Here is a 26,559-nt window from a genome sequence, read left to right as displayed (position 1 = left end):
GTCATCCTCGTGGTGATGTTCGTCGTCGCCACCAAATGGCCGCTGAACATCGGCGTCATGGGGCTGGTGGCGTCCTTCGGCGTCGGCTACTTCATGCTCGGCATGAGCGACAAGGAAATCCTGGAGGAGTTCCCGGCCAGCATCGTCCTGACGATCATCGGCGTCACCTACTTCTTCAGCATGGCCCAGCGGAACGGGACCATCGACATCATCGTCCAGACCTGCGTGCGCCTGGTCAGGGGCAAGACCATGCTCCTCCCCTGGGTCTTCTTCCTCCTGGCTGCCGCGCTGACGTCGCTGGGCACCTTCTCCCCGGCAGCCGTGGCGCTGCTGGCCCCGGCAGCCCTCGGACTGGCCTACGAGTCCCGCATCCACCCCGTCCTCATGGGCGCCTTCGTCATCAACGGAGCCCACGCCGGCGGCTTCTCGCCGCTGTCCGTCGCCGGTGTGCTGGTGCACGACATCTCCGTGAAGAACGGCTTCCCCATCTCGCAGGGCGGGCTCTTCGCGGCCAGCTTTGCCGTCAACCTCATCCTGTCCGCCCTGACCATCGTGCTGTTCGGCCTGCTGGGCAAACTGCGGGACAAGCACGCCAATGAGTACGCCGGCCTCGACACGCCCCGCACCGGACGTCCGAAGGGCCAGCAGATCTTCACGCTGGCGCTGATCGCCGCGATCCTGGTGTGCACCCTGGGCTTCCACATGCCGATCGGCTTCGTCGCCCTCTCGGCCGGGCTCCTCCTGGCCTTCGTCAACATCAAGGAACACAAGACCTTCATCGGCGGCGTTTCCTGGTCCACCGTCCTGCTCGTGGCGGGCATGATCACCTACGTCTCCCTGCTCCAGCACGTCGGCGTCATCGACACCCTCGCCGAGATGGCCCTGGCCCTGGGGGCGCCGCTGCTGATCGCCCTCGTCCTCTGCTACGTCATCGGCGTCGGCTCCGCGTTCGCCTCCTCGACGGCGTTGCTCACCGCGTTCATCCCCATGGCCGGACCGCTGCTGGCCACCAGCTCGCTGAGCGCCTCCGGAACCGTCGCGGCACTCGCCATCGCGGCCACCGTCGTGGACGTCTCGCCCTTCTCCACCGACGGCGCCCTGGTGGTCGCCAACGCCCGCGACAACGACCGCCAGCGCGTCTACAAGCAGCTGATGATGTACGCCGGAGGAGTGGTCCTCGTGGCTCCCGCGCTGGCCTGGGTCCTGCTGGTGCCGACCGGGATCATGTAGGCGGCACCCTCTTACGCACCAAAGGCAGGACGGCTTTCACAGCCGCCCTGCCTTTGGCTTGCGCCGAAAGTTCGGTCCGGCACCGACCGACAACCCGTAGGCAGGCGGGGGTACGCTATCGGCGATGCCGCGGGCGTGTCCTGCAACCCATGTGTCCCCAAATTCCTAGTGCTTCGAGGCGCAGAGAAGCCGCCGGCGGCGCCTGTGGAAAGGCCAATTGTTGAGCACGCCTCTCGCTGCCCGGCGGCGGACCAAGCCCACGACGCCGGAAGTCAGTTCTCCTGCGCCGGCTCGGCGGTGAAGAGCTTCTTCGCGACCGCCATCGCGGACATGGCCTTCGGCCAGCCGGCGTAGAACGCGAGGTGCGTGATGGCCTCGATGAGCTCCTGTTCGGTGGCGCCGTTCTTCTTGGCAAAGTCGAGGTGGAAGTTCAGCTGCTCGGTGTTGCCGCCGGCAAGGAGGGCCGCGACGGTGATGAGGCTGCGGTCGCGTTTGGACAGCTCAGGGCGCTCCCACACCTCGTCGAAGAGGACGCGGTCGGTGTAGTGGACCAGGCCTGGCGCGAAGTCCCCAAACGCTCGCTGGCCGCCGGTCCAGCCGGTTGTCTCGTCGGTCATGACTGTTTCCTTTCGGTGAGGTCGATAGACACAAGTCAACGCCTGTTCCCCACCCCCGCGGGAGGCTCTGCGGATACGGGTACTGACAGAGACTCCCTCGGGACCGGACGCGCAAAGTAGCGTGGCGTGCATGGACAACCGCCACGAGATCCGTGAGTTCCTCGCCACCCGGCGGGCGAAGCTCACCCCTGCCCAGGCGGGGCTGCCCACGTTCGGGGGCACCCGACGGGTCCCCGGGCTGCGCCGAGAAGAAGTCGCGCTGCTGGCCGGTGTCTCGGTGGAGTACTACACCAAGCTGGAACGCGGTTCGCTCGCCGGCGTCTCCGAGAGCGTGCTCGAGTCGCTCGGCAGGGCGCTCCAGCTGGACGACGCCGAACGCGAGCACCTGCACAACCTGGCCCGCGCGGCGTCACCGTCGGCGCGACCGCGGCGGAAACCCAGTGACGCTGTGAGCCCCAGCCTGCAGAGACTGCTGGATTCCATGGTCGGCGTGCCCGCCTTGGTCCGCAACGGCCGGCTGGACGTTTTGGCGATCAACGGCCTCGGGCGCGCCCTGTATTCGGAGGCGTACGGCCAGGACGTAGCAGCGGTTAACCTCGCCCGGTTCGCCTTCCTCGACTACCGCTCGCACGTCCTGTACCCGGACTGGGAGAAGGCGGCCAGCACCGCCGTCGCGATACTCCACACCGAGGCGGGCCGCGACCCCTTCAACAAGTCCCTCACCGAGCTGATCGGCGAACTGTCCACCCGGTCGGAGGACTTCCGCACCCGCTGGGCACAGCGCGACGTGCGCCTCCACAGCGGAGGCTACAAGGACTTCCGGCACCCCGCCGTCGGCGACCTCCACCGCGCGTTCGACGCCCTCGAGCTCCCGAACGCGCCCGGGCTCACCCTGACCGCCTACAGCGCCGACCCCGGCACCCCATCCGAAGACGGGCTCCGGCTGCTCGCCAGCTGGGCGGCGACCGAAACGCCCACCAAGAACAAGGAGAACGCATGAACATCGAACCCGCCAAGCCCACCGGCAAGAACCCGCCCGAGCAGTTCGTCGGGGACGTGTGGCTGGACCCCATCGCGCTGCCGCACGAAAGCGACCAGCGCATGGTGGTCGCGACCGTCCGGTTCGCCCCCGGCGCCCGCACTGCCTGGCACTCCCACGCCCGCGGGCAGTACCTGCGCGTCACCCAGGGGGTCGCCCGGTTCGGCGGCCGCGACGGCAAGATCATTGAGGTCCACCCCGGCCAGACCCTGTACACCCCGCCCGGCGAAGAGCACTGGCACGCCGCCGCGCCCGGCTGCTTCATGGAGCACATCGCCATGCTGGAAAACGGCGACGACCCCGCCACGACCACCACCTGGCTCGAGCACATCACCGACGACGAATACAACGGCACCGAATACATCGGCACGGTGTCCTGAACGCGCGTCCTGACCTACGCGTCCTGACGCCGCCGTCGGGATCCCCACAAACGCAACCACCACCCCGCAACCACACCCAGCAACGGAGACCAACCATGCACACACGTACCCTCGGACAAGGCCTGACCGTATCCGCCGTCGGACTCGGCTGCATGGGCATGTCGCAAAGCTACGGGCCCAACCCCGGCAGCCGCGCGGACATGATCGCCGTGCTCCGCTCCGCCGTCGACCGCGGGGTGACCTTCTTCGACACCGCCGAGGTGTACGGGCCCTACGTGAACGAGGAGCTGGTAGGTGAGGCCCTGGAGCCGATCCGGGACCAGGTGCAGGTGGCCACCAAGTTCGGCTGGCGCATCGAGGGCGGCAAGAGCATCGGCCTGGACAGCCGGCCCGAGCAGATCCGCCGCGTCGCCGACGCCTCGCTGAAGCGGCTGCGCAGCGACGTCATCGACCTGTTCTACCAGCACCGCGTCGATCCCGAGGTTCCCATCGAGGAAGTCGCCGGCGCCGTCGGGGAGCTGATCGCCGAAGGCAAGGTCCGGCACTTGGGGCTGTCCGAGGCCTCGGCCGGGACCATCCGCCGGGCCCACGCGGTGCAGCCGGTGACGGCGGTCCAGAGCGAGTACTCGCTCTGGACCCGCGACCCCGAGGCGGAGGTGCTTCCGACGCTCGCCGAGCTGCGCATCGGGTTCGTGCCGTTCAGCCCGCTCGGCAAGGGCTTCCTCACCGGCACCGTCAGCACGGCCACCGCGTTCGCCGCCGGCGACGTCCGCGCCACGATCCCCCGCTTCACCGAGGAGAACCGGGCCGCCAACGCCGCGCTCGTCGAGCACGTCCTCGGCCTCGCCCGCAGCAGGGGCACCACGCCCGCGCAGATCGCGCTGGCGTGGCTGCTCGCGCAGCAGCCGTGGATCGTGCCTATCCCGGGCACGCGCAGCACCGCCCGGATCGAGGAGAACGCCGGCGCGACGTCGGTGGCCCTGTCGGCGGACGACGTCGCCGACCTCGACGCGCTCGCCCAGCGCATCGGAGTGCAGGGCGCCCGCTACAACGACCTCCACTTGGGATACGTCAACCGCTGATCCCGGCAGACCCGCCCCAAGCCAGAAAGCCCATGACCTAAATACAGCCCCGCCCCGCCCGCGCCGCCGCCCTTGAGATAGAGGACGACGGCGGTAGCACCTTACTTGCCGCGCTCAACAAACAGCTGGGCCGGCTTGCCGGGCCGGGCAAGTGCCAGATCAGCTTCAGCAAGGTGGGCCCCAGCCGGGCGAAGCTGCTGGGGCCCACATGGCCCGTCGGACCCGGTGCTGGTGCTGACGCAGTACGTGCGGCAGGGCAACTGGCCGTTTTACCTAACCAAGTGCCTGGTCTCGGCCAGCGTGGGCCGCCTCTCGGTGATGCAGCAGTTCCAGTCCGGACACGGGTAGTGGGGCAGATCCGTCCCGTTCGTCCTTACCTGTCACGCATACACTGAGCCATGGCCACTTACACACCCGCAGAGCTGGCTCGAGAGTTGGGCTACATCGATGAGCAGCGCCCGGGACTTATCGTTCGTGAATATCTCCGGAAAAAATACCCGGATCATCCGAAGGACCAGCGGTGGCTGCTGGACGAATCCGAAGCAGTCGACGTCCGCACCAACGTTCCACGAAAGCGCTAAAAGCCAAGGCCAGAAAACGCGCCCGCAAAGGCTACGCGATGACCGCATCCCATTTCGCTGGCAGGGGAGCATTTTCGAAGTGCCCCAGCAGGTCGCCACCGGGTTCGGGGCGAGGTCCTCCTCCAGACTCAGCACCACCCGGCACCGCGCGGCCTTCACCGCCGGGTATCCCGCTTACAGCCCGCGCATGTCGCACGCGGTCTTGCCACGGCCGGGCCCGTCAAAGGTGTCGACGGCGGCGCACCACCGGTGCCAAAGCTCGTTTAAACAGCGCCAACGGCGAGCGTCGCGGCCAGAGGATCGTGCATCGCGGAGCAGGGCCGGGCCGTCGATGCGCTCGGATAACCGGAAGTAGTAGTCCAGCATCTCCCCCAGCGCCCGCGGCACCCGCGCGGGCGAAGCCAGCAGCGCCTGCCGGTGCGACTCCTCCAAAACCCGCGCCATGGTCACCACCAGCGGCACCAGGGTCACGTCCCAGTCGGCGGCCAGCACCACGGCAGCGGCCTCGGAGTCATGCCAGATGTTCGCCTCGGCAACGGGTGTGATGCCCCCGGGCGCCAGCGCGGCCCCGCCCATCACGGTCGCCTACTCCACCGAGGACGTCAACGCAGGCTCCAGCCGCAGCGCCTCGGCGATATTGGTCAGCGGCCCGATCGCCACGACCCGCAATGTACCAGGATAGGTACGCGCCAGCCGCACCAGCATCACCGCCGCCGACTTCACGGCAACAGAAGCAGCGGAGGGTGCCAACACAATGTCACCAACACCGTTTTCCCCGCGTACCCACGGCGACCCGCCGCCACTGGACCCAGCCAGCGGATCATGGGCACCAACCGCCACCGGCACAGAAGCAGCGCCGGTCAAAGCCAGCAGGTCCAGGGTATTCCGGGCACCCACGGCGGCACTCACTTTCCCGCTCACGGTCCTAAGGCCCACCACGCAAGCAAGAGGTGAGGCGAGCAGATAGGCCCGGGCGAGGGCGTCGTCGATGCCCGTGTCGCAGTCGAGGTAAACGGGGGGCGGGGGCAGTCACAATAGATTCCTTCAAAACAGATAGGGGGCTAGACCGTCTCGCCCTTGGGGGCGGCGACGAAGAGGCCGACGATGAACGCGGCGGCGGTGTTGCCCACCGAGATCCAGAGGGCGGTGGCGTACCCGGCGGCCGCGGCCTGCGCGGCGAACGGCGCCACGAGGACGACGGCGCGACTCGCCCCGATGCCGAAAGACGCACCGTTGATGCCGGGCAGCGCCACCGGCGCCTCCTTGGGCGAGAGCAGCACCGAGAGCCCGTTGATGGCCGTGAGGAAGAAGCCGTTATAGAAAGTGCCGAAGCAAGCAACGGCAATAAACACCGCCACCGGGCTCAACGACGTCCCCAGCCGCAACGTACGCACCCACCCACGCCGGTCCGCCAGCCACCCAGCCAAAGGTGCGGCAAAGACGCCGACCAGTGCGGCGGGGGTGAGGAACAGCAATGCCCAAATGGAGGCGGAAAGTCGGAAGCCACCGTCGGAATCCTGGCTCAGCAGCACCACGGTGAAGTTGATGAGCGCGAAAATGCCGGCCAGGGTGAGGACGGTGGCGGGCGATGACCGGCCACATCAAGCGGGAGCGCAGGTGGTGCACGGCGATGAGCGGGTGGCTGCGGTGCTTCTCAACCATCCAGAAGGCGGCGAAGGATGCGGCGGTGCCGGCCAGTAGGGCCAGGGCAGTGGGCGACGTCCAGCCGGCGGCCGAACCGTCGGACACGATGTACGTCAAGAACACCAGGAACAGCGAGAGGGGGCCGGCGCCCCACCAGTCCATGGCTCCCCCCTACCCCAGCAGGCCGTCCGGCGGGCACCAGGCGGAGTCAGCCCCCTTCCCTCGCGCTAAACCTTCCGCGCTCTCCAAGGTACGGACCGGAAAATGTCAGTGGTTCAGCGCATAATTCCTCTTATGCCGTCGTCTGAAATTTTTCCGCTACCAATTCCAGCTGCTGCCCCCCAGAGCAGTCATTTTAGTCCGGATTCAGGGGGCGGCGTAGGCGGTCGAGGATTCGCAGGAGGGACGCTTGTCCCCGTGCCAGTACAAACCCATAGGTCAGGATGGGTGCAAATGAGCGAACTGGAGGTGGGGGATGACGTATACGCACATGACGGAACGACTACGAGGATAACCCAGATCCGGGTAAGCGATCCCGCGCACGCCTACGAGTTCGAGCTCTCAGACGGGCAGGCCTTCCGAGCTGCCGGGAATCAACCCTGGACCGTGATGACAGCCCAAACCAGAAAATCCTGGGACTCGACCAAAGTTAGGATCCGAGCCGCGCGGGTCGAAGAATTCACGGCCAAGGCGGAGTCGCTATTCCGCTTGGCGGAGACGACCGCCGAAGACCAAGTGGCCTCTTTGTCATCAATTGCCTCATTGGCTGGTTACCACGAGCTGTCCCTTTACCAAATGCGTCTTCCTATCGAGGCGCTAAGAACTACGGCAGACGTGCAAACGACACGGAAAATCTCTCGGCACGACATGTCTCCCATTGCAAAGTATTTCACCGCGAAACGCCGTAGCTTTCGAGGCGTGCCGGTGGGAGCGGAGTTAGCAGCTGCGATTGAAGGGCAATGGATGACAGCACGGGAGCTTGCAAAGACGCTACTGCAGCGGGATCCACGCAAGGATGACTGCATCAAAGCACATAAACTGATAAGACTTCATTGCGCAAACTCCATGCCAACTCAAGGGACCAAGCCCCTGCCAGTGTATCCCGTGCGGGCCGTCCTACTCCTTCTCGCCGAACGCCTAATGGTCAGCGCACGAACATCAGACAGCGGGGTTGCAGCTATGGCGATCGAAACCGCGGTCAGCTCCCGCCAGATTGCATCAACTCCCATCAAGCCCCTCGAGTCCGATCCTCGCACAAACTTTTCGTTTAGAGTTTCCTCAGCAATTGACGGGCCGATCTCCGAACTGCCTCTCGATCCCTACGTTCTAGGTGTCTGGCTCGGCGACGGCAGCGCTTGGAAGAGCAACGGCATTACATCTGCCGACGCGGAAATTCCTCTTTGGGTTCAAGAGGCCGGCTACGAACTCTACCGCTCAGAAGGCAAGGGACCGAATAACAAGGCAAAAACTTATTACTTCAAAAAACTTCACAGCGACTTAGTCAAAGCAGGCTTGTCGACGTCGCCCTACGCAAGTCAGACCAAAGCAGTAAAACGCATCCCGCCCGAGTATCTAAGGGCGTCAGCTCATCAACGGGCTGCTGTCCTGAGCGGTCTTATGGACACGGACGGTACCATCGGCACGTCCGGGTGCAGCGAGATTTGCCTGACAAACAGGGATCTGGCCTACGACACTCTAGAACTCATCCGTTCCCTTAGTATTATTTGCAACATTAAAGAAGGCCCGGCTGGTTACACGTTGCCGGACGGAACGCACAAAGCAACGGGAACCCGTTACCGCATGGTGTTTACCACGAATCAAACAGTGTTTCGTTTAGCACGCAAGCGGATACGCTTACCGAAAACGCTTAGGCCGACACAGAATCAATACTTTATTCGGTCTGCGCAACTTGTACCAGCAGAAACTATGTACGAAGTCTTTACGACTGACCCGAACAAAATGATGCTTATAGGTGCATTTGTACCAGTCCACGCTGCGAACACACTTCATGGCGTGTCCATGAGCGCTCCACGAAACTCTCCGGACGGAGATCGGTCACAGTGTGACGCAAAACCTCAGCGGGCCGCCCAGTGACCGGCGCGCAGACACGCGATAGCCCCGTCGGCCGCGGCCGTAATCGTGCAGGGGAGAATATCCTGCTCAGGCGGGCTCCACGATTTGTGCTCCCCAATGCGGCGGCTTGAAAATTTGTCCGTCACCTCACCACCCCGGGTACCAACACCATGAACTGGCCGACGCCGACGTCATCGACCTGGATGGCAGGCTCGGCAGCGCGAGTTCGACGTCGTCCGAGACGCCGAAGTAGTGGAACGGCACCAGCAGGTCGGCGTCCAGGGCGTCCCAGAGGCGCAGTTCGCTGGCCGTCCGCCCGTCAAAGAACTGCTGGGCGACGTCGACACCGTCGCCGCGTTCCGGCGTCGCCGTCAGTCCGAGGAGCTGCTGAGGCTGCAGGTGATCGAGCAGCCGGCGGTACGGTGGGCGCCATGGCATTCAGCGTTCCCCGGCCATCCCAAGTCGAGCAGCTGCGAGCCCGACGAGCTCTGCCAGCATCAGGTCTATCCGGGACCGCACAAGGTGGGCCACGGCGGTTGACCCTTCAGTGAGAACCTGCCCCTAGGGAGCAGCACGTACTCTCGGTGCTTGGTGGGAAGCATCTAAAGGCTGGCCACGCCCGTATGACCATCGGCTAGGGCTGATAACAGCGGGACCGACCTGCCAAAAGATGTCGGCGGCGTTACCGCATGTAGGCAGAGAGAGTATCGCGAGTTGTTGTGGACCATCAGCGCGGGTAGGGGCACCACCGGGCCGGTGAGGACTGCTCATGATCGGTTGGGAAACCGGCGATGCTGGTCCGTATGTGACCTGTCGACCGATAAGATCGTGTCCCATGACCTTCGTGCAATCGGACCCACCTCCTTCTGACGCTCAAATGGTGGATCTCTTCGCCGGTCCTGGTGGATTGGACGTCGCTGCACACTGGCTGGAACTGCCCGTGGCCGGTATCGAATGGGACGAGAATGCCTGTGCAACCAGGCGTAGCGCCGGCCTAGCGACGGTGCAAGGTGACGTTCGGGAGCACGGTCCGGCCGAGTTCCCCCAGGCAACGATTCTCACTGGGGGGCCGCCGTGTCAGACTTACACCGTGGCCGGGGCAGGTGCCGGCCGCAGGGCCCTGAACCAGGTTCTCTCCTTCATTGCGCGCATGGCCGATGGGGAGGACATCACCGATGAGCTAGCCGCTTTAGAAGATGAACGAACCGGGCTGGTGCTAGAGCCGCTGCGGTGGGCGCTGGAGGCCCATCGGGCGGGGAACCCCTACGAGGTGATCGTCTTAGAGCAGGTGCCAGCGGTCCTGCCGGTATGGGAGGCCATGGCGACGGTCCTGGAGGCACTCGGTTACAAGACTGTGACCGGGGTACTGCGCGCGGAGGAGTACGGAGTCCCACAAACCCGCCGCCGCGCGATCCTTATCGCGAACCAATTCCTCACACCTGCCCTCCCCGTCCCGACGCACCAGCGGTTCAGGAGAACGCAGGTCCAAGCGTCCGCCGAGCAATCTGCCTTGCTACCATGCCGGAGCATCGGCCAGACCCTTGACCGACTCGAGCCTTTCGAGCTGGTCTCCAATTATGGAACCGGGGGTGATCCGAAAGCCCGTGGTCGGCGTACTTCGAAGGAACCAGCTTTCACCGTTACCGGCAAAGTCTCTCGAAATCGCTTGTTCTCAAACGCGGGTGAACTTGATCGACTCAACGTTTCAGAAGCTGGACTTCTCCAGACGTTCCCCGCAAACTACCCATGGTCAGGCAAGGATGTGTCCCAGCAGATCGGCAACGCCATTCCACCGCGTCTCGCCGCACACGTCCTGGCAGCAGCCCTCGGCCAAGAACTCGAACCGGGTTTCTTCGACACTTTGACGAGAACACAATGGACCGCAATCGACAGCGAGACCAGAAAGGCAGCGCCCCCCAAGGCTGTCCACGGCTTCCCGGCGCCCTGGGAGGAAAGGGACTTTGATTCGGCCCTAGATCGGAGCTCCGATGCGAGGGAGGAGCCGGGAGTTGATGAGGCTCGCAACGAACATCTCCCGGCGCCTCTTGCCGCCACAGCTTTGGGCGTCCTCTCAATGTGATCTTCCCCCGACGGACTGCAGTCAGACGTCGCGAATAATGGATTTCCGGCACTGAGGATAATTGCTGCTGACCCCGTTGTGGATCAAAGCCCAGCAGGCGGTCGGAGCGAAAAGTGATGGCAGTAACCGGTGGGGAGGGCTATCAGGGGCCGGGCCAAAACAGATCCCAAGAGCGTGGATCCTTCGATGGCCGGATATCGAAGCAGCGCCGTGGGGGCACCGCCTCATAGTGACGGTCGAGGAATTTTGCGCGGCAGGCTCTGCTCGATGCCTCGGGCGCGACTACGCCACAGAATCACTCGAGCGCTTCGGCTACATCCCTGAAGAAACAGATTTAACCTTCTTGACAGGCTAAAGCGCCCTGCTGGCTGAATCGGGTCGGATGCACTGGGACAAGCCTTCGGTGACGTAGGGACTGAGTTCTTCAAGCCGGAGAAGGGTCGCTACCTGCATCCCGCCGAACATCGAGCCATCTCTCACCTAGAGGCTGCGACGCTACAGGGCTTCCCTGACGACCGGCTGTGGGCTGGCTCAAAAACTGCGATAGCCAAACAGATCGGGAACGCCGTACCCACTGCCCTATGGCGAGCTATAGCTTCACAGTTTGGCGAAACACTTCTACGACACTTGAAGCGACAACCCTGACGATCCCCGGTACAGTCGCCCCCAGGTGATAGTAATGATCGGGAAACCACCGGCGAAGGCCGATGTTACTTATCTCGATTTGGGGGACGGAACCGATGTTGGTTCAGGAATCATGGGCGGGGACGGCTTCGCCGCTGAGCCAGTTCGTTGCAGCAGAAACTGAGAGCGCACTCAACGCGTACCGGGCCCGCCCGGACCTCATTCGCGAACACAGCAACATCGAGGCGGCTATCTCTCAAGGCGGCTACGGTCGTAAGCAGCTTAACGAGCTCGTCCAGAACGCAGCTGACGCCATCAAGGAACCGGGCGGCCGCATCCGAGTGGTTCTGACAACGGATGCACTATATTGCGCAAACGAAGGACAGCCCTTCACAGAGGCTGGCTTCAGGACACTCATGCTGTCCCACTCCTCCGAGAAGCGTGACGACGAGATCGGCCGTTTCGGTCTCGGCTTCAAATCGGTCATCCAGGTGACCGAAGAGCCCCGGATATTCAGCCGAAGCGGCTCGGTTGCGTGGAGCCAGGGCCAAAGCCGAGAGTTGCTGGAAAGCCTGTATCCCGACCTGGCTGCCTATCCAATTCTGCGATTGGCCATCCCGGTGGCCCCCGACGTCGAAGCCGCGAACGACCCTGTCCTCTCTGAGCTCTTTGTATGGGCCACTACAGTCGTCAAGCTTCCCTTGAGTGGCAGCGTCTCTTGGCTCTCGGACGAAATGAAGAAGTTTCCAGAGGAGTTCCTCCTCTTCTCCGACAAAATAGGGTCCCTCGAATTTGAGGATAGGGCCCAGGGTTCTTCCTGGACGTGGACAGCAGCTCGGGAAGGCAATCGCGTCAGCCTCTCTGACGGCGACAACAGCAACGAATGGCTGATATTCAAAAACAAGCACGAAGTCAGCAACCAAGCGGCGGTCGAGGCGGGAAGCATCGTTGCGCGACAAAATGTCGACGTGACTTGGGCTGTTCCGTTGACAGGCAACCATCGGCGCAAGATGGGCCGCTTCTGGAACTACTTCCCCACACAGCACGAGACTTCGCTTCGCGGCATCGTAAACGCGGCCTTCAAGATGAACGAAGACCGCCACAGCATGCTGGAAACCCTGTACAACCGGGAAATTCTTACCCGAACGCTTCCGCGAATGGTGGCAAGCGCCCTGCCAGACCTCGGAACACCCGAAGATCCGGCCTTGTTTTTGGACATTCTCCCGTCGCGTGACAAGGAGTCAAGCTCGTGGGCCGACTCCGTAATTAACAAACCCATCTTTGAAATCCTGCCATTCGCACCGTGCCTACCGGACAGATCGGGCGTGCTCAGGCTCCCCGGCGAAATCAAAGTACAGCCTGCATTGGAAGAAGCCACCCGACTCATCGCGCTCTGGGACTCATGGGTCCCTGCGGACCGGCATTGGCTGCACTCGTCGGCCCTGCGACGGGACTCCCAGGTGATGCGAATATTGAGGGAAGCCAACCTTAAGCGCGCCTCCGTCGAGGAGTGGCTGGAAGAAGTTGTAGCCGGTGGAGAGCTTCAGGATTATGAGAATGTCCTGCAGCTCGCAGCAATGATCGACAAGTCGTACACAGATTACCGGCCCGCAATGAGGCGGAGCCGCATCGTGCTGATGTCCGATGGCAGCGTCCAGCCGCCGGTCGTTTCGAGGGTGTTTTTGCCTATGAAGGCCGACGACGAATCACCCAATATTGTGTCTTATGATCTGATGCATTATGGGAGTGCGAACGCCTACCTTCGGGCCCTCGACCTCCAGGCACAAGACGGCCGGGGAATTGTCAGCCGCGTCGCTAACGACGTTGCCAGCGACTACGCGGATGCAGAACTGGCGTCATCCCTCTGGAAACTCACCCGCTCGCTCGCCGTCCCAGAAAGTCTGGCCATAGTTAATGAGCGGACAGAACCTAGGAAGATTCTGGTACGTTGTCGCGATCATAAGTGGCGTCAACTTGGCGACGTCTGGCTATCAGGCGGCTTGATCCCCCAAACCAGCGTTGGGGACGAGCATCTTCTGGTAGATGATCAGTTTCACGCCCACGACATCGCTCTATTGAGAAACCTCGGCGCGCGAACGACGCTCGGGGACGCCAAGATGGTCCGCGCCGGTGGGTCCTACGATTTGTGGAAAGCCGGTGAAGCACGCCGTTTGTCGGATCAGTCCAAAAGCGGGCCTGTTCGGCTTTCCGAGGCGGGAATGCGCTTTAGCCAGGCATTGACCACAGATGGACTGCACCTCCTCGTCGGCGCGTCAGCAGCCACCCGTGCGAAGGCCACCCGCACTATTCTTGGCCGGCCGCAATACCCGACCAAAGTTGAGTTCAGCAGTGGCTTCCGCGCCGCTGAGAGCATAGACGGGCCGGACCTTTGGTGGGTCAAGAACCATGGAGCTTTTGATACGCCGTTGGGGCTGGTTGACACTAAACAGTGTGTTGGGCAAGTTGAGGGGATACCCACAGACTATTTGCCCTTTCCCGGTCAGGAGGAAGCGAAGGCGTTAGGTCTGCCAACCGACGTACGCAAGATCCAATGGAGTTTCGTCTATTCGCTCGCTGAACAACATTTACCGATGCTGCAAGTCCACGAACTCTATGGCGCTCTCGCCGTCCTCGACGTGCGTCCACCGAAGGAGCTTCTGACTCCTCTGAGCGGGGGACGAAACTCGCGGTACCTGACTTCAGACGTAGTTCTGGCAGTGGGCCTCGCGTCTCGCGATTACCTCGTCGAGACAGCTGGGGTTCCTGTCGTCTACACGGGTCACTCGGATCTCGATGAGGCGCTCTCAGCGTGTTGGGGTCTCAAGCCGGTCACCGTTGAGTTCCACACATCGGTCAGCGCGACCCCCTTAGAGGGGGAGGAACCCGCGAGTATCAAGGCGCGGTTTCCCTTTCTCAAACGCGCAGCGAACGAAGTCTCGGTGCAGACTCTTTGCGTTCCTTGCGCATCCGTCGATGAAGTCCGCACGAATAGCTTCGATTCACGTTCCGAAGCCACGCCAAAGGCGTCGTACCTTCAGGACGGAGTGCTCTATTACCGAGCGCCCCAGGGCGATCAGGCGTTGCTGACAACCATTCTCGGCGCCTTTGGAAGCAAGAAGGCCGCCTCACAGGTCATGCAGACGATGCGCCAGCTCAAAAAAGATGACGCAGCGAACACTCTCATCATTAACGCAGGCAAGCAAAAGACGGATGCAGGCAAGATCGCCGAGCTGGTCGGCCGCGACACCCTTCGGAAGCTCATTCCCGACGCAGTCACGAAGATGCTGGAAGCACGAGACCTTGAACTGACCGACGAACGGCTGTTCGAAATCGTCAGCAATTTGCACGGCAGCAGCCTTCTCAAAGTGCTCAAGCCTGCACTGTCGGAAGCGGGGATCGAAACACCGGATCAGTTCAGCGGCGGCCGCACCGCACAGGAATTTGTTAGAGAGCTGGGCTTCTCGCCGGCCATGGCTGGTGCGTCCATCAAGAAGAAGCCCGAGCGCGAAGAATTTGTAGGACCGGTCGGCTTGAATCCACTTCACCGGTACCAGGAAACCACCAGCAGGAAGATCTGCGACCTCCTCGCCGGGCGCACGAAGCACAGCCGCGGCTTGGTTCAGCTGCCCACGGGGGCCGGCAAGACACGCGTAGCCGTTGAATCGGTTATTCGGGATATCGCAGCTTCCCCCAAAGAGCAACATCGATTGGTCATTTGGGTTGCTCAATCTGATGAACTTTGCGAGCAGGCCATCGAAACGTGGACCTATGTGTGGCAGGCCGCTGGGCCCCCGGGTGAACGAATGGCGGTGAGCAGACTCTGGGGTGGAAACAGTGCTGTCCGTGAAGAAACTAAGCTTCACCTCGTGGTGGCGACTATTCAGACTCTTTTCAGCATTCAACAAAAGAAGCGTCAGATTTACGACTGGATGTCGAACCCGGACCTCGTCATCATCGACGAGGCCCACGGTGCGACTGCGCCATCGTATACCTCGGTCCTCTCGTGGTTCGGTCGTTCGTTCCACGAGAAGTCGAGGTCGCTTCTTGGACTCTCGGCCACCCCCTACCGGGGCTCGAATGAGACGGAAACGGAGCGACTCGTTGGACGCTTCGACAAGAACCTCATTGAACCAGACGAATTCAGTGCGGAAAACGCACACGAATATCTTCAGGGCATGGGCGTTCTCGCCAAAGTAAATCATCGCGAGCTGAAGGGTATAGAGCTCAAGCTAAAAGACATGCGCTCGGCCACGGACGAGGATTCCCAAAGTGCCATGCTTGAGGCCCGGATCGACTTGCAGCAGGTAGCGGACAGCACCCAGCGAAACGAAGCCATTCTGAACCACATCAAGGCTTCCGAAACGAAGGGGCCGACTCTGGTCTTCGCCGCTTCGGTAGAGCATGCCGAGGCCCTCGCAGCTGTCCTGTCCGTTGAAGGCATTCCGGCAGCCGCCATTTCCGGCAAGACCGATCTGGGCCACCGGCGTTCGATCATCGAGGACTTCCGAAAAGGGAAGATCCGCGTGCTGACTAACTTCGATGTTCTTACCCAAGGCTTCGACGCGCCCAAGGTTGACGCCGTCTACGTATGCCGACCAACATTCTCGCCCAACAAGTACATCCAGATGATCGGTCGCGGTCTGCGCGGGCCGCTCAATGGCGGAAGTGAAGAAGTGCTGATCGTCAACGTCAAGGACAATTTGGACCAATACGGCGACAAGCTGGCGTTTACCCAGCTCGACTACCTGTGGAAGGACAACGCCTAGTGCTCGCTGAGATTGAACTTGACGAAAGTCAGCGAGCGGTAGCGGAAGCAGAACCAGAGGCGCGGATGTTCGTCACGGCCGCGGCTGGCCAAGGCAAGACTGAGGTCCTTCTGGCTCGGGTAAAGACGCTGGTAGAAGATGGGCTCAACCCCGCCGAGGAAATACTCGTGCTCAGCTTTTCGCGGGCTGCAGTTGAGGCTGTCAAAAAGCGGGCGCGAATTCACGACCTCGATGGGCTTCAAATCCGCACTTTCGACTCCTTTGCGGCGCAGATCTTGGTCGACGTGGACGAGGAGAATCTGGGCGACAGTTTTGACGCCCGGGTTCGAAAGGCCACAAAATACATCTCCGGAGACGAGACGCCTGAGCGAGTCACGTACCTGAAGCACATCCTGGTCGATGAAGCTCAGGACCTCGTGGGCGACCGCGCGGAGCTCGTCTTGGCGTTATTCTCCGCTCTTGGCGACGACTTTGGATTTACGGTGCTCGGCGACCCATTGCAGGGGATTTACGACTTCCAGCTGGAAGAATCCGAGTCCAAACTCACCTCGGCGGAGCTCATCGAGATACTCGTCAAGGAGTTCGACGCTGATGAAGAGACGCTGGAAAATCACTATAGGGCGGTGACCGATCGGACGAGGGAGCTCATCGGCGTTGGCGACGAAATCCGCGCCTTGGGCGCACTCGACGACCCAGCGTGCGAGGCCGCGCACAGCCTGCTCGACGACTTCCGTAGGGAAGTTTCCAGCACGTCCGTATTGAATGAATCGGGTGCGCTTAGTCCGAGCGGAGGCGACACTACCGCCCTCCTATGTTCGACGAACTATGAGGTCCTCATCGCGAGCGAGCTCCTTTGGGAAAACGATTACCCGCACGTGATCCGGCGCAGAGCACAGGAGATGAGCGTAGCCCCCTGGGTTCATCACGTCTTCAAAGATCTGGAAGACCGGACCTACGACTCAAGCGAGATCAAAGCCAGGCTGGAAGAACTCTTCGGCGATGATGCGGGCGATCGCTGGCTTGCTCTGAAGACCGCGGAGGGAAATTTCACGACCTATGACTCACTGAACGTGCCGCAGCTCAGCCAGCGGCTCCGTGGCCGGTCCGTTCCCCTGACACTGACCGTGGACGATGCATCGCCACTAGTCATCTCGACCGTCCACCGGGCAAAGGGGCTCGAATTCGCGAACGTCCTGTACCTCCAACCGCCTTCCGGTGCGCCAGCGGCAAAGATAAACGCGGACACGTTGAAGCAGAAATACGTGGCTCTCAGCCGTGCTCGCGAAGAGATCATTTCCACCAAGCTCCCAAAGAATCTCCTAAAACGTATGGAGTCCGTAAACGGGCGCTGGCTGGAGAAGGCGTACGGGAAAAAAGGGCTGTACACGGACCGTATGGAATTCGTTAATTCGGATATTGACGACTTATCCCCTTACTACCCCGCAACCGGAGACGCCCAAACGGTGCAGAACAACCTCGTCCTCGCTGAACTTCTGGGTGAGATAGTGTCAGGAACCCGCGAGGGAGAAGAGCCTGGCCCCGGAGAGGTCCCACGGTACGTACTCACCACCGGCGATGGAAGGGTGCTAGGTCGAACGAGTCAGTCGTTCGGATATGACCTTAAGAAATGCTTCGGTTTCAAGTACAGCCGGAACTGGAGATGGCCCGCGGGCTTCACAGGCGCGCGGGTGACCTCAATTGAATGCGCGACCGGGCACCCGGAAGACACCAGACTGTCGGGTTTAGGATCCTCGGGCATGTGGCTCGTGCCCCGCCTCACCGGTCTTATCCGCCAGATCCGCGACTAGGAGAATTCATTGTCAGTATTGAACGCCAAATACGCATTTCGACGCGAAATGGTGGACCGTCTGGTTACCGATTTGTACGGTCCGGCGGCTCCGGACGAACTGATCACCGAGCGGCCTCTCGAGCGGTACGTCACCGGGGTGTTGTGGCCCGCGGCCGACGAAAGCTATGTTGAGGCTCCGGACGAGCCTGAATCTGTGTCCGCCGTGTCCGGTGAAGCCTCGGTCGACAGTCCCGTGGCGAACGCACGCCTGACCTACCCGAGCAGCGTAGGTATGACGGTCTCCGTCGACACCCGGCTATCGTCCTCGCTTCAGGTTTCACCGTCCGCGGCCCGGTATTCACCCGTGCAGACCGACCGCCAGAGCGGAAGCAAAAAGCGTGACGTGTATGACTGGCAGCGGCAGGCAGCCGACTTGAGTCCAGTCGACGTTGAGCTCGATTCGCCCGGTCCTCAGCACCATTTACTGGAGGGGGGCGCGCTCGAACTGTATGCCTTGGTCCGGCCCGCGGAGGACAACGTTGTTACGGTGACCGTCGTTCTCCGCAACACCCAGCCGAAGCCGGGTGCTTCCGAGGACAAAGATGTGGCCTGCTGGTTCCAGGCAGGTCTGACCGTCCGCACCGAGCAGCCCGCGTTGGTTGATCGTTCCAAGCTTCGCAAGGACCTCCCCACGGACCCGGACCTGGCTTCCTCAGAGTTGCTCTACCGAAACCACATGATTTTCGGCGCCGGTCACGGCTGTGCGGTTGAGGTTGAGGACGCCGACGTCGAGAATCGGCTCTGCCAACGCGTTGCCACGACCTTTGTCCCCCGGCAAGACGTCCACCGTTCCATGGCAGGCGGCAGCGACGCGAACCTGTCACTTTCGCTCCTGAGTTCCGCGACTCGGGAGGAAGTCGTGACTCAGCTAGCCCAGCTGGCTGAGGACTACTCGTCGTGGATCGATGCCACCACGGGCTCAATGACCGCCGACGGGCCATCCCATGTCCCTGAGCACCTACACGGCGTTGCTACTGACCACATGAATCGGGCCGCTGAAGCGCACAAGAGAATCGCCGCCGGCATCAGTCTTCTGGCGACCGACGACGATGCCTTCGAGGCATTCCAGCTGGCCAACAAGGCGATGCACATGCAGCGGTCACGCCAGGACTGGGTCCGCAAGGGCGCGCAGGGCGAGTTTGCACTTGGCGAGCAGGCGTGGCGTCCCTTCCAGATTGCATTCATCCTCATCAACTTGCCATCCGTCACGAATGATCAGCATCCTGAGCGCGACATTGCTGACTTGTTGTGGTTCCCTACCGGTGGAGGCAAGACCGAAGCGTATCTTGGCTTGATCGCATACCTTCTCCTGCTGCGTCGTCTGCGCGACACCACCGTACGCGGCGTCGCCGTGATCATGCGCTACACCCTTCGGCTCTTGACCATCCAGCAGTTCGAGCGCGCAGCCATGCTTATCTGTTCACTAGAATCCGTTCGACAGCAGAACGAAGGACGCATCGGGAATGAGCCCTTCGGCATCGGACTCTGGGTCGGTGGGGGCGCAACGCCCAACGACATTGGTACAGCAAAAACGAATCTCGCCAAGCTGCGGAGAAATGAAGACGTAGTTGAGGGAAATCCTCGACAGATCGAAGCTTGCCCCTGGTGCGGGACTCGGCTCACGGTCGATGATTACCGAATTGTTAAGGTCCCCTATGAACGCATGATCGTGAGCTGCGCCAACAAGAAGTGCCAGTTCGTGGACGGTCTGCCGGTTCACATCATCGACACAGATGTCTACCGGGAGCGGCCCGAGCTCGTGATCGGGACGGTGGACAAGTTTGCCGGCATGTCGTGGAGGGGTGAAGTCTCGACGCTCTTTGGACGCAACTCGGCATCCGAGCTTGGCCCGGACCTAATCATTCAGGATGAGCTCCACCTGATTTCCGGTCCGCTAGGCTCCACCGTTGGACTCTTCGAGACCGCAGTCGATCTGGCGGCAAGCGGGATAAATCGCACCGGTGGTTCGGCTCATCGTAAGCCAAAGATCATTGCCTCTACGGCAACCATCCGTAGAGCAGAACAGCAGATCCGCTCCGTCTTCAATCGAGGATCAAGCCTTTTCCCACCACCCGGGCTCGACCCGGACGACTCGTTCTTCGCGGAAAAGGCACCATCAGACGAATACGGCACTCGGCAGTACGTCGGCGTCCTGGCCTCGGGGACCAGTCACGCAACGTTGATGGTCCGCACGTACGCCTCGCTGCTCCACTCGGCCACAGTCATCGATACCGCAGAGGAAACGGACCGCGACCCGTACTGGACGCTCGTGGGTTACTTCAACAGCCTCCGTGTTCTGGGCTCGGCTTATCTTCAGGTCTATGACGACGTTCGCGCTCGGCTGTCCCTGCTGGCAAAACGCGAGGGACGCACCTCATCTCGAACCATCCAGCTCAGCGAATTGACTAGTCGGGTCGAAAACCACAAAATCCCCGAAGCGCTGAAGTCCCTTGAGAAGAGTTTGATGAGCGGACTCACGCCAGAGGACGTGGTGCTTGCCACCAATATGATCTCGGTCGGCCTCGACGTGGACCGGTTGGGCCTCATGGCCGTCATGGGCCAACCGCAATCCAGCGCAGAGTACATCCAAGCAACCAGCCGCGTCGGACGGCAGCACCCAGGTCTGGTCGTAACAATCTTCAACGCAGCCAGGACTCGGGACCGATCGCACTACGAGTCTTTCAACGACTTCCACGGGGCTCTCTACCGGGCTGTGGAAGCCACCAGCGCCACGCCCTTCGCAGCCCGGTCCCGCGACCGCGGTCTTCACGCCACATTGGTTTCGGCGCTGCGGATGCTTGTCCCGGAACTCCGTGGAGTCGCTGGCCAGGTAAGAGTTGAGTCCCATGTCGTCGATCAGATCATGTCCCTTATCGGCAGCAGGGTGGAAGCCATCGATCCGGAGGAAGCCGAGGCAACGCGGGAAGAGCTGGAGCGGCTCTTAAACATCTGGCGGAAGGCTGCTCTTGCCGACGCTGACTTGCCGTACCAGGCAACGAAAAAATCCCCGCAAGCACTACTTATTGATTCAAGCAAGGCCCTCGAGGACCCTGACTTCGTCTACAGCACGAGCACCATCCCATGGCCTACGCCACGGAGCATGCGCGATGTAGACGCCGAAACTACCCTCCGCCCCGCCCCACTAAGGAAGGACGCCTCCCTTGGCTAAGAAGACATACGCCGCCCGGCGCAGCCAGCTGATCTCCACGTTCGGAGTGGGAAGCCTCTTCCCCGCGGAAAACAACAGCTTCATGATCACGAGCATCGACCAATGGGACAAGAAGCATCTCAAGCCGGTCAGCGAACCTCGTCTGGCCCGCAGTCTGCATGTTTCCCAGCTGCTACTGCCACCGGCCGGCGCCCGGGGCAAAATTCCGGTCGTGCGCTTCCCTCAGATGCTTGTCTGCCCTAACTGCGATCGAATCGGCACAGTCAAACAGCTGCAGGCCTCATATGAGGATCCCAAGTGCGGTCTTTGCAAGTCACTGGCACCGCTGACGCCATCCCGTTTTGTCATCGCTTGCGAAGACGGGCACATCGATGATTTCCCCTACGCATACTGGGTCCACGGCTACACACCGAACGACGACGCCGACCACCTGCTTAGTCTCGCCTCCGAGGGCCGCACATCCTCGCTTGCCGACATGGTTGTGCGCTGCTCATGCGGCAAATCTCGGACAATGGCGGATGCATTCAACTCGATCGCGCTCAAGGAAATGAAGTGCCAGGGCAACCGCCCATGGCTTGGTTGGGGTTACCGGGAGCGGGAGTGCGGGAAACCGCCCAAGACTGTCCAACGAGGCGCGTCCAACGTCTGGTTTCCCGTAGTTCGTTCCGCAATCTCCATTCCGCCCTATTCCGAGTTTCTGTCCAAGGTTGTCACGGCCAACACTTCACAGCTCAGCAAACCACAGGCGCTGGAGCCCGGCTCCACCTGGGTGCTTGAAGGAATCGTAGAGAGCTTTGACGGCCGTTTTTCCGTCGACGAGCTCCGTGCAGAAATAAAGCGCCAGTTCCACGGAAGTGACGAGATCGAGCTGTCCGAGGACCAGCTGCGCGAGCAGGAATTCATGGCGCTGATGAACGGCCGCCGCGACAGCCCGGACACAGACTTTGTGGCCGAGAAAGTCGCTGTGCCCGCGTCGCATAACCACTGGATCAAGGCCACTCGAAAGGTCACGCGCCTCCGGGAGGTCCGGGCGCTGTATGGCTTCAGCCGGTTGCACCCTCGCAGCGAAGACAACCCCGAGGCCAAGCCTTCTCCGCTGTTTCCTGACGACAACCGTCAAGACTGGCTGCCCGCTATTGAAACCCTGGGTGAGGGGTTGTTCATCGCACTCGACCGGCAACAGGTCGAGGCATGGGCGGAAACAGACTTCGCAGCGGGCAGGGAGAAGACACTCCGGTACAATGCCAAACGGGCAGCCGAACAACGTGGCCAAGATCCGGTTCCGGTAGGCATCGTGGAAACCCTGATTCACACGCTCTCCCACATCGTCATCGACCAGCTTTCGTTGGACGCAGGATATCCAGCATCCTCCATCCGGGAGCGCCTCTACGTCGGACAGGATCAGGTCGGTGTGCTGTTGTACACGGCGTCTTCAGACTCCGCCGGAAGCCTGGGCGGGATCGCGGCCCAGGCAGGTCCGGGTCGCCTGGGCGCCGCCCTCGACGAAGGCCTGTTCAGGACATCGTGGTGTTCCGCGGACCCCGTCTGCATTGAGTCCCGCGGCTCGGGCACCGATGCGCGCAATCTTGCCGCTTGCCACTGCTGCGTCCTGGTGCCCGAGACAAGTTGCGAACTGTTCAATTCGAATCTCGATCGAGGGACTCTGTTTGGGGTGCATGGGCAGATCGGGCTCGGGTTCAGAGACTGGGCTGAGCTGAATCCCATTCAGTCGCCAGCCACTGGGGCAAGTGGTCAGGCCCGCACTGTGGCCGACGACGTCCCTGAAAGTGTCCGTCAGAGCCCGTGGCTCACTATCTTTGCTGAGTCTGGCCCAAGCCTGCGAGAGCTGATTTCCGAGCTTGTTGAGGCCGACGTCGAGCCCGGCGATTGGGGCGCTGATATCGGGCCCGATAACCGGTGGCAGATTGATCTCTCCTGGGCTGGCGCGCGCGTCGCCGTCCTGGAGGACAGGGACGAGGAACGGGACGACTGGCTGGCTGAGGAGGGCTGGACGATCTACCACACCAGTGACTTCTCCCCTGGCGATCTGGCCGACAAGCTGGCGGAGAAGGCTTACTGAGGGCCCGTGGGGGTCGGACCTCCGACCCCCACAATTCCCCGTCTTAGTCCAGGAAGTACTCATAGCTAAGCGGCTTCAGGTTCTCCGGCGAGGGCCGCCAATCGGGGTAGACGCTCATCGTCCCATCGTCGGTGGCGATAGATCCGTCTAGGTGTCTCTCCCACTGGATCTCCGCCACGACCACCAGATCCGTACGGCCGAACTCGTTAGCATGGGTTACCTCATTGCGGGTGAGGATCACCTTCTGTACGTAGCCCTGGGAGCCCTTGACCTCCACGTGCCGGACCTCGTCACCACGCACTGCTTCAAGATCGTATGACCGATACGCCCCGACATCCTCCACCCTGTAACCAGCGGCCTCGTAGTGGGTCATCGCCTGGCGAACGGCCTGCATCTCGATGGCCTTCTTCAGCACCGGGTCAGCACAAAAGCCCGCGTAGCGCTGTCTCACGCCGTTTTGCCCGCTGACGGGCGGCGCAACAAGCGGCCGATCGAAACCGCCCCAGTCGCTGTCCGGCAGCAAGTCAGGGGCAGCCTGGAGAACTTCCGCCGGAAGCTTGAACAGATACCCCTGGTTGGGCTTCAGGCCGCTGGTCGGGTGCTTCTGGAAGGGGAAGTACATAGTGAATCCGCCATCGTCGGCAAATTCCTGCTCGAGTTCGCCCTTGATGCCGAGAATGTCGGCCTGATGGTCGGCGCGCAGATCGGTCAGCAGGTACGGTCGGGGTAATGCGACGTACTTTGTCAGAGGGATGGTGTTAGCGGGCTTGCCGAACCAGTCCCCGGCCCGTGGCTGGAGTTCCCCAGCCACGATCGACGCCCCGTACATGCCGGATTTGAACCCCATAGGGTTGTTCTTTCCCACCCAATGGAGAACGACATCTCCGATTCGAACGTCGCGCATTAGGTCGTATCGCGGGGTATCTGGTGCGATCAGCTCGCTCCCCCAAGTGTCGACATTGACCAATTCCATCCAATAGCGCTGCGTCGCGTCGCCGTCCCACCAGCGCGCTTTCTTAGCCGTCGTGCTGACCGTCATTACTCCCCCAACCAGATTCTGCTTTTCCGTAAGTACTGAAACTACTTTGTACCAAGCAGCTCCGACGGTTTACCGCTCCACGACACGACGAGTCCGTCCCGTGCTCGGGTCGCCGCAACGTACAGAAGCGACCGCTCGCGCAGGAGAGCATCCGCCTGCTCAGCCGCCGCCAGATTCTTCAGCTGATAGGCGGCCGGCATTGACTGATCTGACATGCCGAAGAGGACAACCCGCGTGAATTCCATACCCTTCGATCTGTGCATGGTCATCACGGAAGGAACGCCTGTTGCCACGGCCGGCCCTGCAATACGCGCCTCCATCCCGCGTTCGTTGAGTCCACTAATGACCTTCCCAACCTGGAAGTTGGCTCGAACCAGAATGCCCACAGTTTCCAGGGGTACCTCTTCGTCCTGCCAAGCCCGCAACGTACTGGCGAGGTTGTCCAGCTCCTCCACGTAAGAGGTAGCCGCGTGCTCCTGCGGCTTGGGCCCAACCCGCGACGACGTGTACCCGTTAACGGACTCCGCGTCACCTTCAATATCAGTGACCGGAACGCCCCTCAAAAGACCGACGGCGTATGCCAAGTTCTGCTGCGTGGTGCGGTAGTTGAGCGTTAGACGTCGCGATCGCCCAACGATCCCAATCCCGAATCGGGACAGGGGAACCTTTTGCCCGTAGATCCGCTGATGCGAATCCTCGGCGATGAAAAGATCGTCCGGGCCTTGCTGGACAAGTTCCCGAAGGAAAATCCAATGACCTGCATGCAAGTCCTGCGCTTCGTCGATGAGGACATGGTCCGCCAACCGCGGCACGCCGTTCTGGCTGCGTTGACGCAGGATCAACGCTGCGAGGTGCGCCATCTCAACAAAGGACGCGTGCATTTCAATCCGGTTGTAGTACCGATAATTCTCGACGACTTTCCAGACTGCGAGCCGCTTAGCTCGATTCAGCGCGGTGCCACGGCCAGCGCGGGGAACCTTTAGATACTCGTCCTTGCTACTAATGAAGTTCGGTAGCACAACGGTTTCGTATTCCTGCTGCATGAATGTGGGGTTGGCCAGCTCAAGCTCCAGATCATGTTCGACGTCGGAAAGCGCGGATTCCCATTGTTGGCGGGCATGGTCAGCCTCCAAAATCTTTCCCGGCGCAGCTGCCTCAAGACCGAAGAGCTGCTTCATCGACTGCCGCTGATCCGCTTCAGACGCGGCGTGGAAGACTTTGTGAACGAGTGAATCGACGCCAGCCACATAGATCCCGGCTGCCCCCGGCTTCGACGCGCGAGGAAGGTCGGCGTCGAGCTTGGACAGGCCAGCTTCTAGCGAGTCGGCAAGGGTCGTCGTGAACGTTGTTAGGACGACACTTGCCGCAGGCTCAGCCTGGGACAGCATCCTGGCACGGTGCAGCAGTACAACAGTCTTACCGGTGCCAGCGCCTCCGGACAAGCGAAAGGATCCGTTGTAGCGCCGTTCGGCGTATACACGCTGTTCAGGGTGAAGGAACGTGCGCCAGGAGTCGAAGTCGCCACCTTCGATAACCTTTTTCAGCTCTTCGGAGTCGTCGCCTACGAAGGTGAACTGCATCTTCGTGGCCGGGTGCTCCAACGCCCGCTTGATCTTCTCCTCTTCGGACTCTTCCGGGTCATCGACGTAGCGGTTCAGGGCAAGCTTCTCCTGAACGTCCGCCACGGACGTACCAGCAGCGAGCTCGAGCAACGCCGTAGCCTGCCACTCAGGGGCGTCTGTAAGGACGTCGAGAAGCTCCTCGTCGGACGATGCAGCAAACGCCCTACCGACGAGATCAGCAGCGAGACCCAGTGACAAGACCAGCCCAGCCTGGTCCATTCCGCACGCCGAAAGTGGATTCGTCCATGGCTCTGACTGCTCGGACTCAGCTTCCTGCGCAGGAGTCTCCGCCTCGACCTCCTCAACGGGCTCATCGATGAAAGTCTTAGGCGGGGGTGTTGCTGCGGTGTCGGGCGCTGACTCCCGCAAGACCTCGAGCACGCCGTTGACGGAGTTGACCTGCAGCACGCTTGACCGGGCGATCTCGATAGCCTGATCGTGGGGCCACGCACCGTAGTAGAAGTAGTGCGGGATGTTTTCGAATGCGACCTTGAAGAGCACGGCCCGGTAGTTGAGGTCGATTCGGCCCGTCCGCACGCGAGGGTCCGCGGGCGTATGCATGGGTTCGATGTGGAGCCCGGAGGCAGTGTCGTCCTTCTGGAGTTTCTCGAAGAAGGAATAGACCTTGGCCTTCATCGTGCCGTCGATCTTGTCCTTCTGCTTGATCCATGTCACCAGCGCCAT

The 26,559-nt window shown here is 61.7% G+C and carries 15 protein-coding genes and 3 pseudogenes; 12 read left to right on the top strand and 6 right to left on the bottom strand.

The window, feature by feature from the left end:
* Positions 1–1,230 (top strand): SLC13 family permease (locus AC1DBE_RS07325; RefSeq protein WP_476970100.1); only part of this gene is annotated, 1,230 nt, incomplete at its 5' end.
* Between the two features lie 272 nt (positions 1,231–1,502).
* Here AC1DBE_RS07325 and AC1DBE_RS07320 read toward each other — a convergent pair.
* Positions 1,503–1,847, bottom strand: coding sequence for a carboxymuconolactone decarboxylase family protein (locus AC1DBE_RS07320; RefSeq protein WP_476970099.1), 345 nt, complete (start codon positions 1,845–1,847; stop codon positions 1,503–1,505).
* A 130-nt stretch (positions 1,848–1,977) separates the two neighbouring features.
* Between AC1DBE_RS07320 and AC1DBE_RS07315 the strand changes: the two genes are divergently transcribed.
* The 4 genes from AC1DBE_RS07315 (at position 1,978) to AC1DBE_RS07300 (ending at position 4,929) form a co-directional block, all read left to right on the top strand.
* Entirely contained in the window at positions 1,978–2,847 is an 870-nt protein-coding gene (locus AC1DBE_RS07315; RefSeq protein WP_476970098.1) for a helix-turn-helix transcriptional regulator, read from the top strand.
* Positions 2,844–3,266: a (R)-mandelonitrile lyase gene (locus tag AC1DBE_RS07310; RefSeq protein WP_476970097.1), complete on the top strand. Its 423-nt coding sequence runs from the start codon at positions 2,844–2,846 to the stop codon at positions 3,264–3,266. The genes AC1DBE_RS07315 and AC1DBE_RS07310 overlap by 4 nt, the downstream gene beginning before the upstream one ends.
* Positions 3,267–3,361: 95 nt before the next feature.
* Positions 3,362–4,348 carry an aldo/keto reductase gene (locus AC1DBE_RS07305; protein WP_476970096.1) on the top strand — a complete coding sequence of 329 codons (987 nt, stop codon included), beginning with the start codon at positions 3,362–3,364 and terminating at the stop codon, positions 4,346–4,348.
* Between the two features lie 398 nt (positions 4,349–4,746).
* Positions 4,747–4,929, top strand: coding sequence for a hypothetical protein (locus AC1DBE_RS07300; protein WP_476970095.1), 183 nt, complete (start codon positions 4,747–4,749; stop codon positions 4,927–4,929).
* A 174-nt stretch (positions 4,930–5,103) separates the two neighbouring features.
* On the opposite strand, the pseudogene AC1DBE_RS07295 reads toward AC1DBE_RS07300, so the two are convergent.
* Positions 5,104–5,958: pseudogene (locus AC1DBE_RS07295) on the bottom strand (nucleoside hydrolase).
* A 32-nt stretch (positions 5,959–5,990) separates the two neighbouring features.
* A pseudogene (locus AC1DBE_RS07290) lies at positions 5,991–6,778 on the bottom strand (MFS transporter); the annotation flags it as partial.
* A gap of 248 nt (positions 6,779–7,026) precedes the next feature.
* Between AC1DBE_RS07290 and AC1DBE_RS07285 the strand changes: the two are divergent.
* On the top strand, positions 7,027–8,667 hold the full coding sequence (locus tag AC1DBE_RS07285; RefSeq protein WP_476970094.1) for a hypothetical protein: 1,641 nt from the start codon (positions 7,027–7,029) through the stop codon (positions 8,665–8,667).
* A gap of 198 nt (positions 8,668–8,865) precedes the next feature.
* Here the strand turns inward: AC1DBE_RS07285 and AC1DBE_RS07280 are convergent.
* Positions 8,866–9,066: pseudogene (locus AC1DBE_RS07280) on the bottom strand (hypothetical protein); the annotation flags it as partial.
* A 415-nt stretch (positions 9,067–9,481) separates the two neighbouring features.
* Here AC1DBE_RS07280 and AC1DBE_RS07275 point away from each other — a divergent pair.
* The 6 genes from AC1DBE_RS07275 (at position 9,482) to drmB (ending at position 23,214) form a co-directional block, all read left to right on the top strand.
* Positions 9,482–10,726: a DNA cytosine methyltransferase gene (locus AC1DBE_RS07275; RefSeq protein WP_476970093.1), complete on the top strand. Its 1,245-nt coding sequence runs from the start codon at positions 9,482–9,484 to the stop codon at positions 10,724–10,726.
* Between the two features lie 372 nt (positions 10,727–11,098).
* On the top strand, positions 11,099–11,371 hold the full coding sequence (locus AC1DBE_RS07270; RefSeq protein WP_476970105.1) for a DNA cytosine methyltransferase: 273 nt from the start codon (positions 11,099–11,101) through the stop codon (positions 11,369–11,371).
* 95 nt (positions 11,372–11,466) lie between these two features.
* Complete coding sequence (locus tag AC1DBE_RS07265) at positions 11,467–16,116, top strand: DEAD/DEAH box helicase (protein ID WP_476970092.1); 4,650 nt, start codon at positions 11,467–11,469, stop codon at positions 16,114–16,116.
* Positions 16,116–17,924 (top strand): UvrD-helicase domain-containing protein, encoded by a 1,809-nt coding sequence (locus AC1DBE_RS07260; protein WP_476970091.1) that lies wholly within the window; start codon positions 16,116–16,118, stop codon positions 17,922–17,924. The genes AC1DBE_RS07265 and AC1DBE_RS07260 overlap by 1 nt, the downstream gene beginning before the upstream one ends.
* A 9-nt stretch (positions 17,925–17,933) precedes the next feature.
* Positions 17,934–21,134, top strand: coding sequence for a helicase-related protein (locus tag AC1DBE_RS07255; RefSeq protein WP_476970090.1), 3,201 nt, complete (start codon positions 17,934–17,936; stop codon positions 21,132–21,134).
* Complete coding sequence (gene drmB, locus AC1DBE_RS07250; RefSeq protein WP_476970089.1) at positions 21,127–23,214, top strand: DrmB family protein; 2,088 nt, start codon at positions 21,127–21,129, stop codon at positions 23,212–23,214. The genes AC1DBE_RS07255 and drmB overlap by 8 nt, the downstream gene beginning before the upstream one ends.
* Before the next feature lie 43 nt (positions 23,215–23,257).
* On the opposite strand, the gene AC1DBE_RS07245 is transcribed toward drmB, so the two are convergent.
* Both AC1DBE_RS07245 and AC1DBE_RS07240 read right to left on the bottom strand, forming a co-directional pair.
* Positions 23,258–24,253: a protein NO VEIN domain-containing protein gene (locus AC1DBE_RS07245; protein ID WP_476970088.1), complete on the bottom strand. Its 996-nt coding sequence runs from the start codon at positions 24,251–24,253 to the stop codon at positions 23,258–23,260.
* A gap of 41 nt (positions 24,254–24,294) precedes the next feature.
* Entirely contained in the window at positions 24,295–26,559 is a 2,265-nt protein-coding gene (locus AC1DBE_RS07240; protein ID WP_476970087.1) for a 3'-5' exonuclease, read from the bottom strand.

Source organism: Arthrobacter sp. 10T416, from assembly GCF_056394165.1.
Note: the sequence above shows the minus strand (reverse complement) of the source record. Positions and strands in the feature narration are given on the sequence as shown.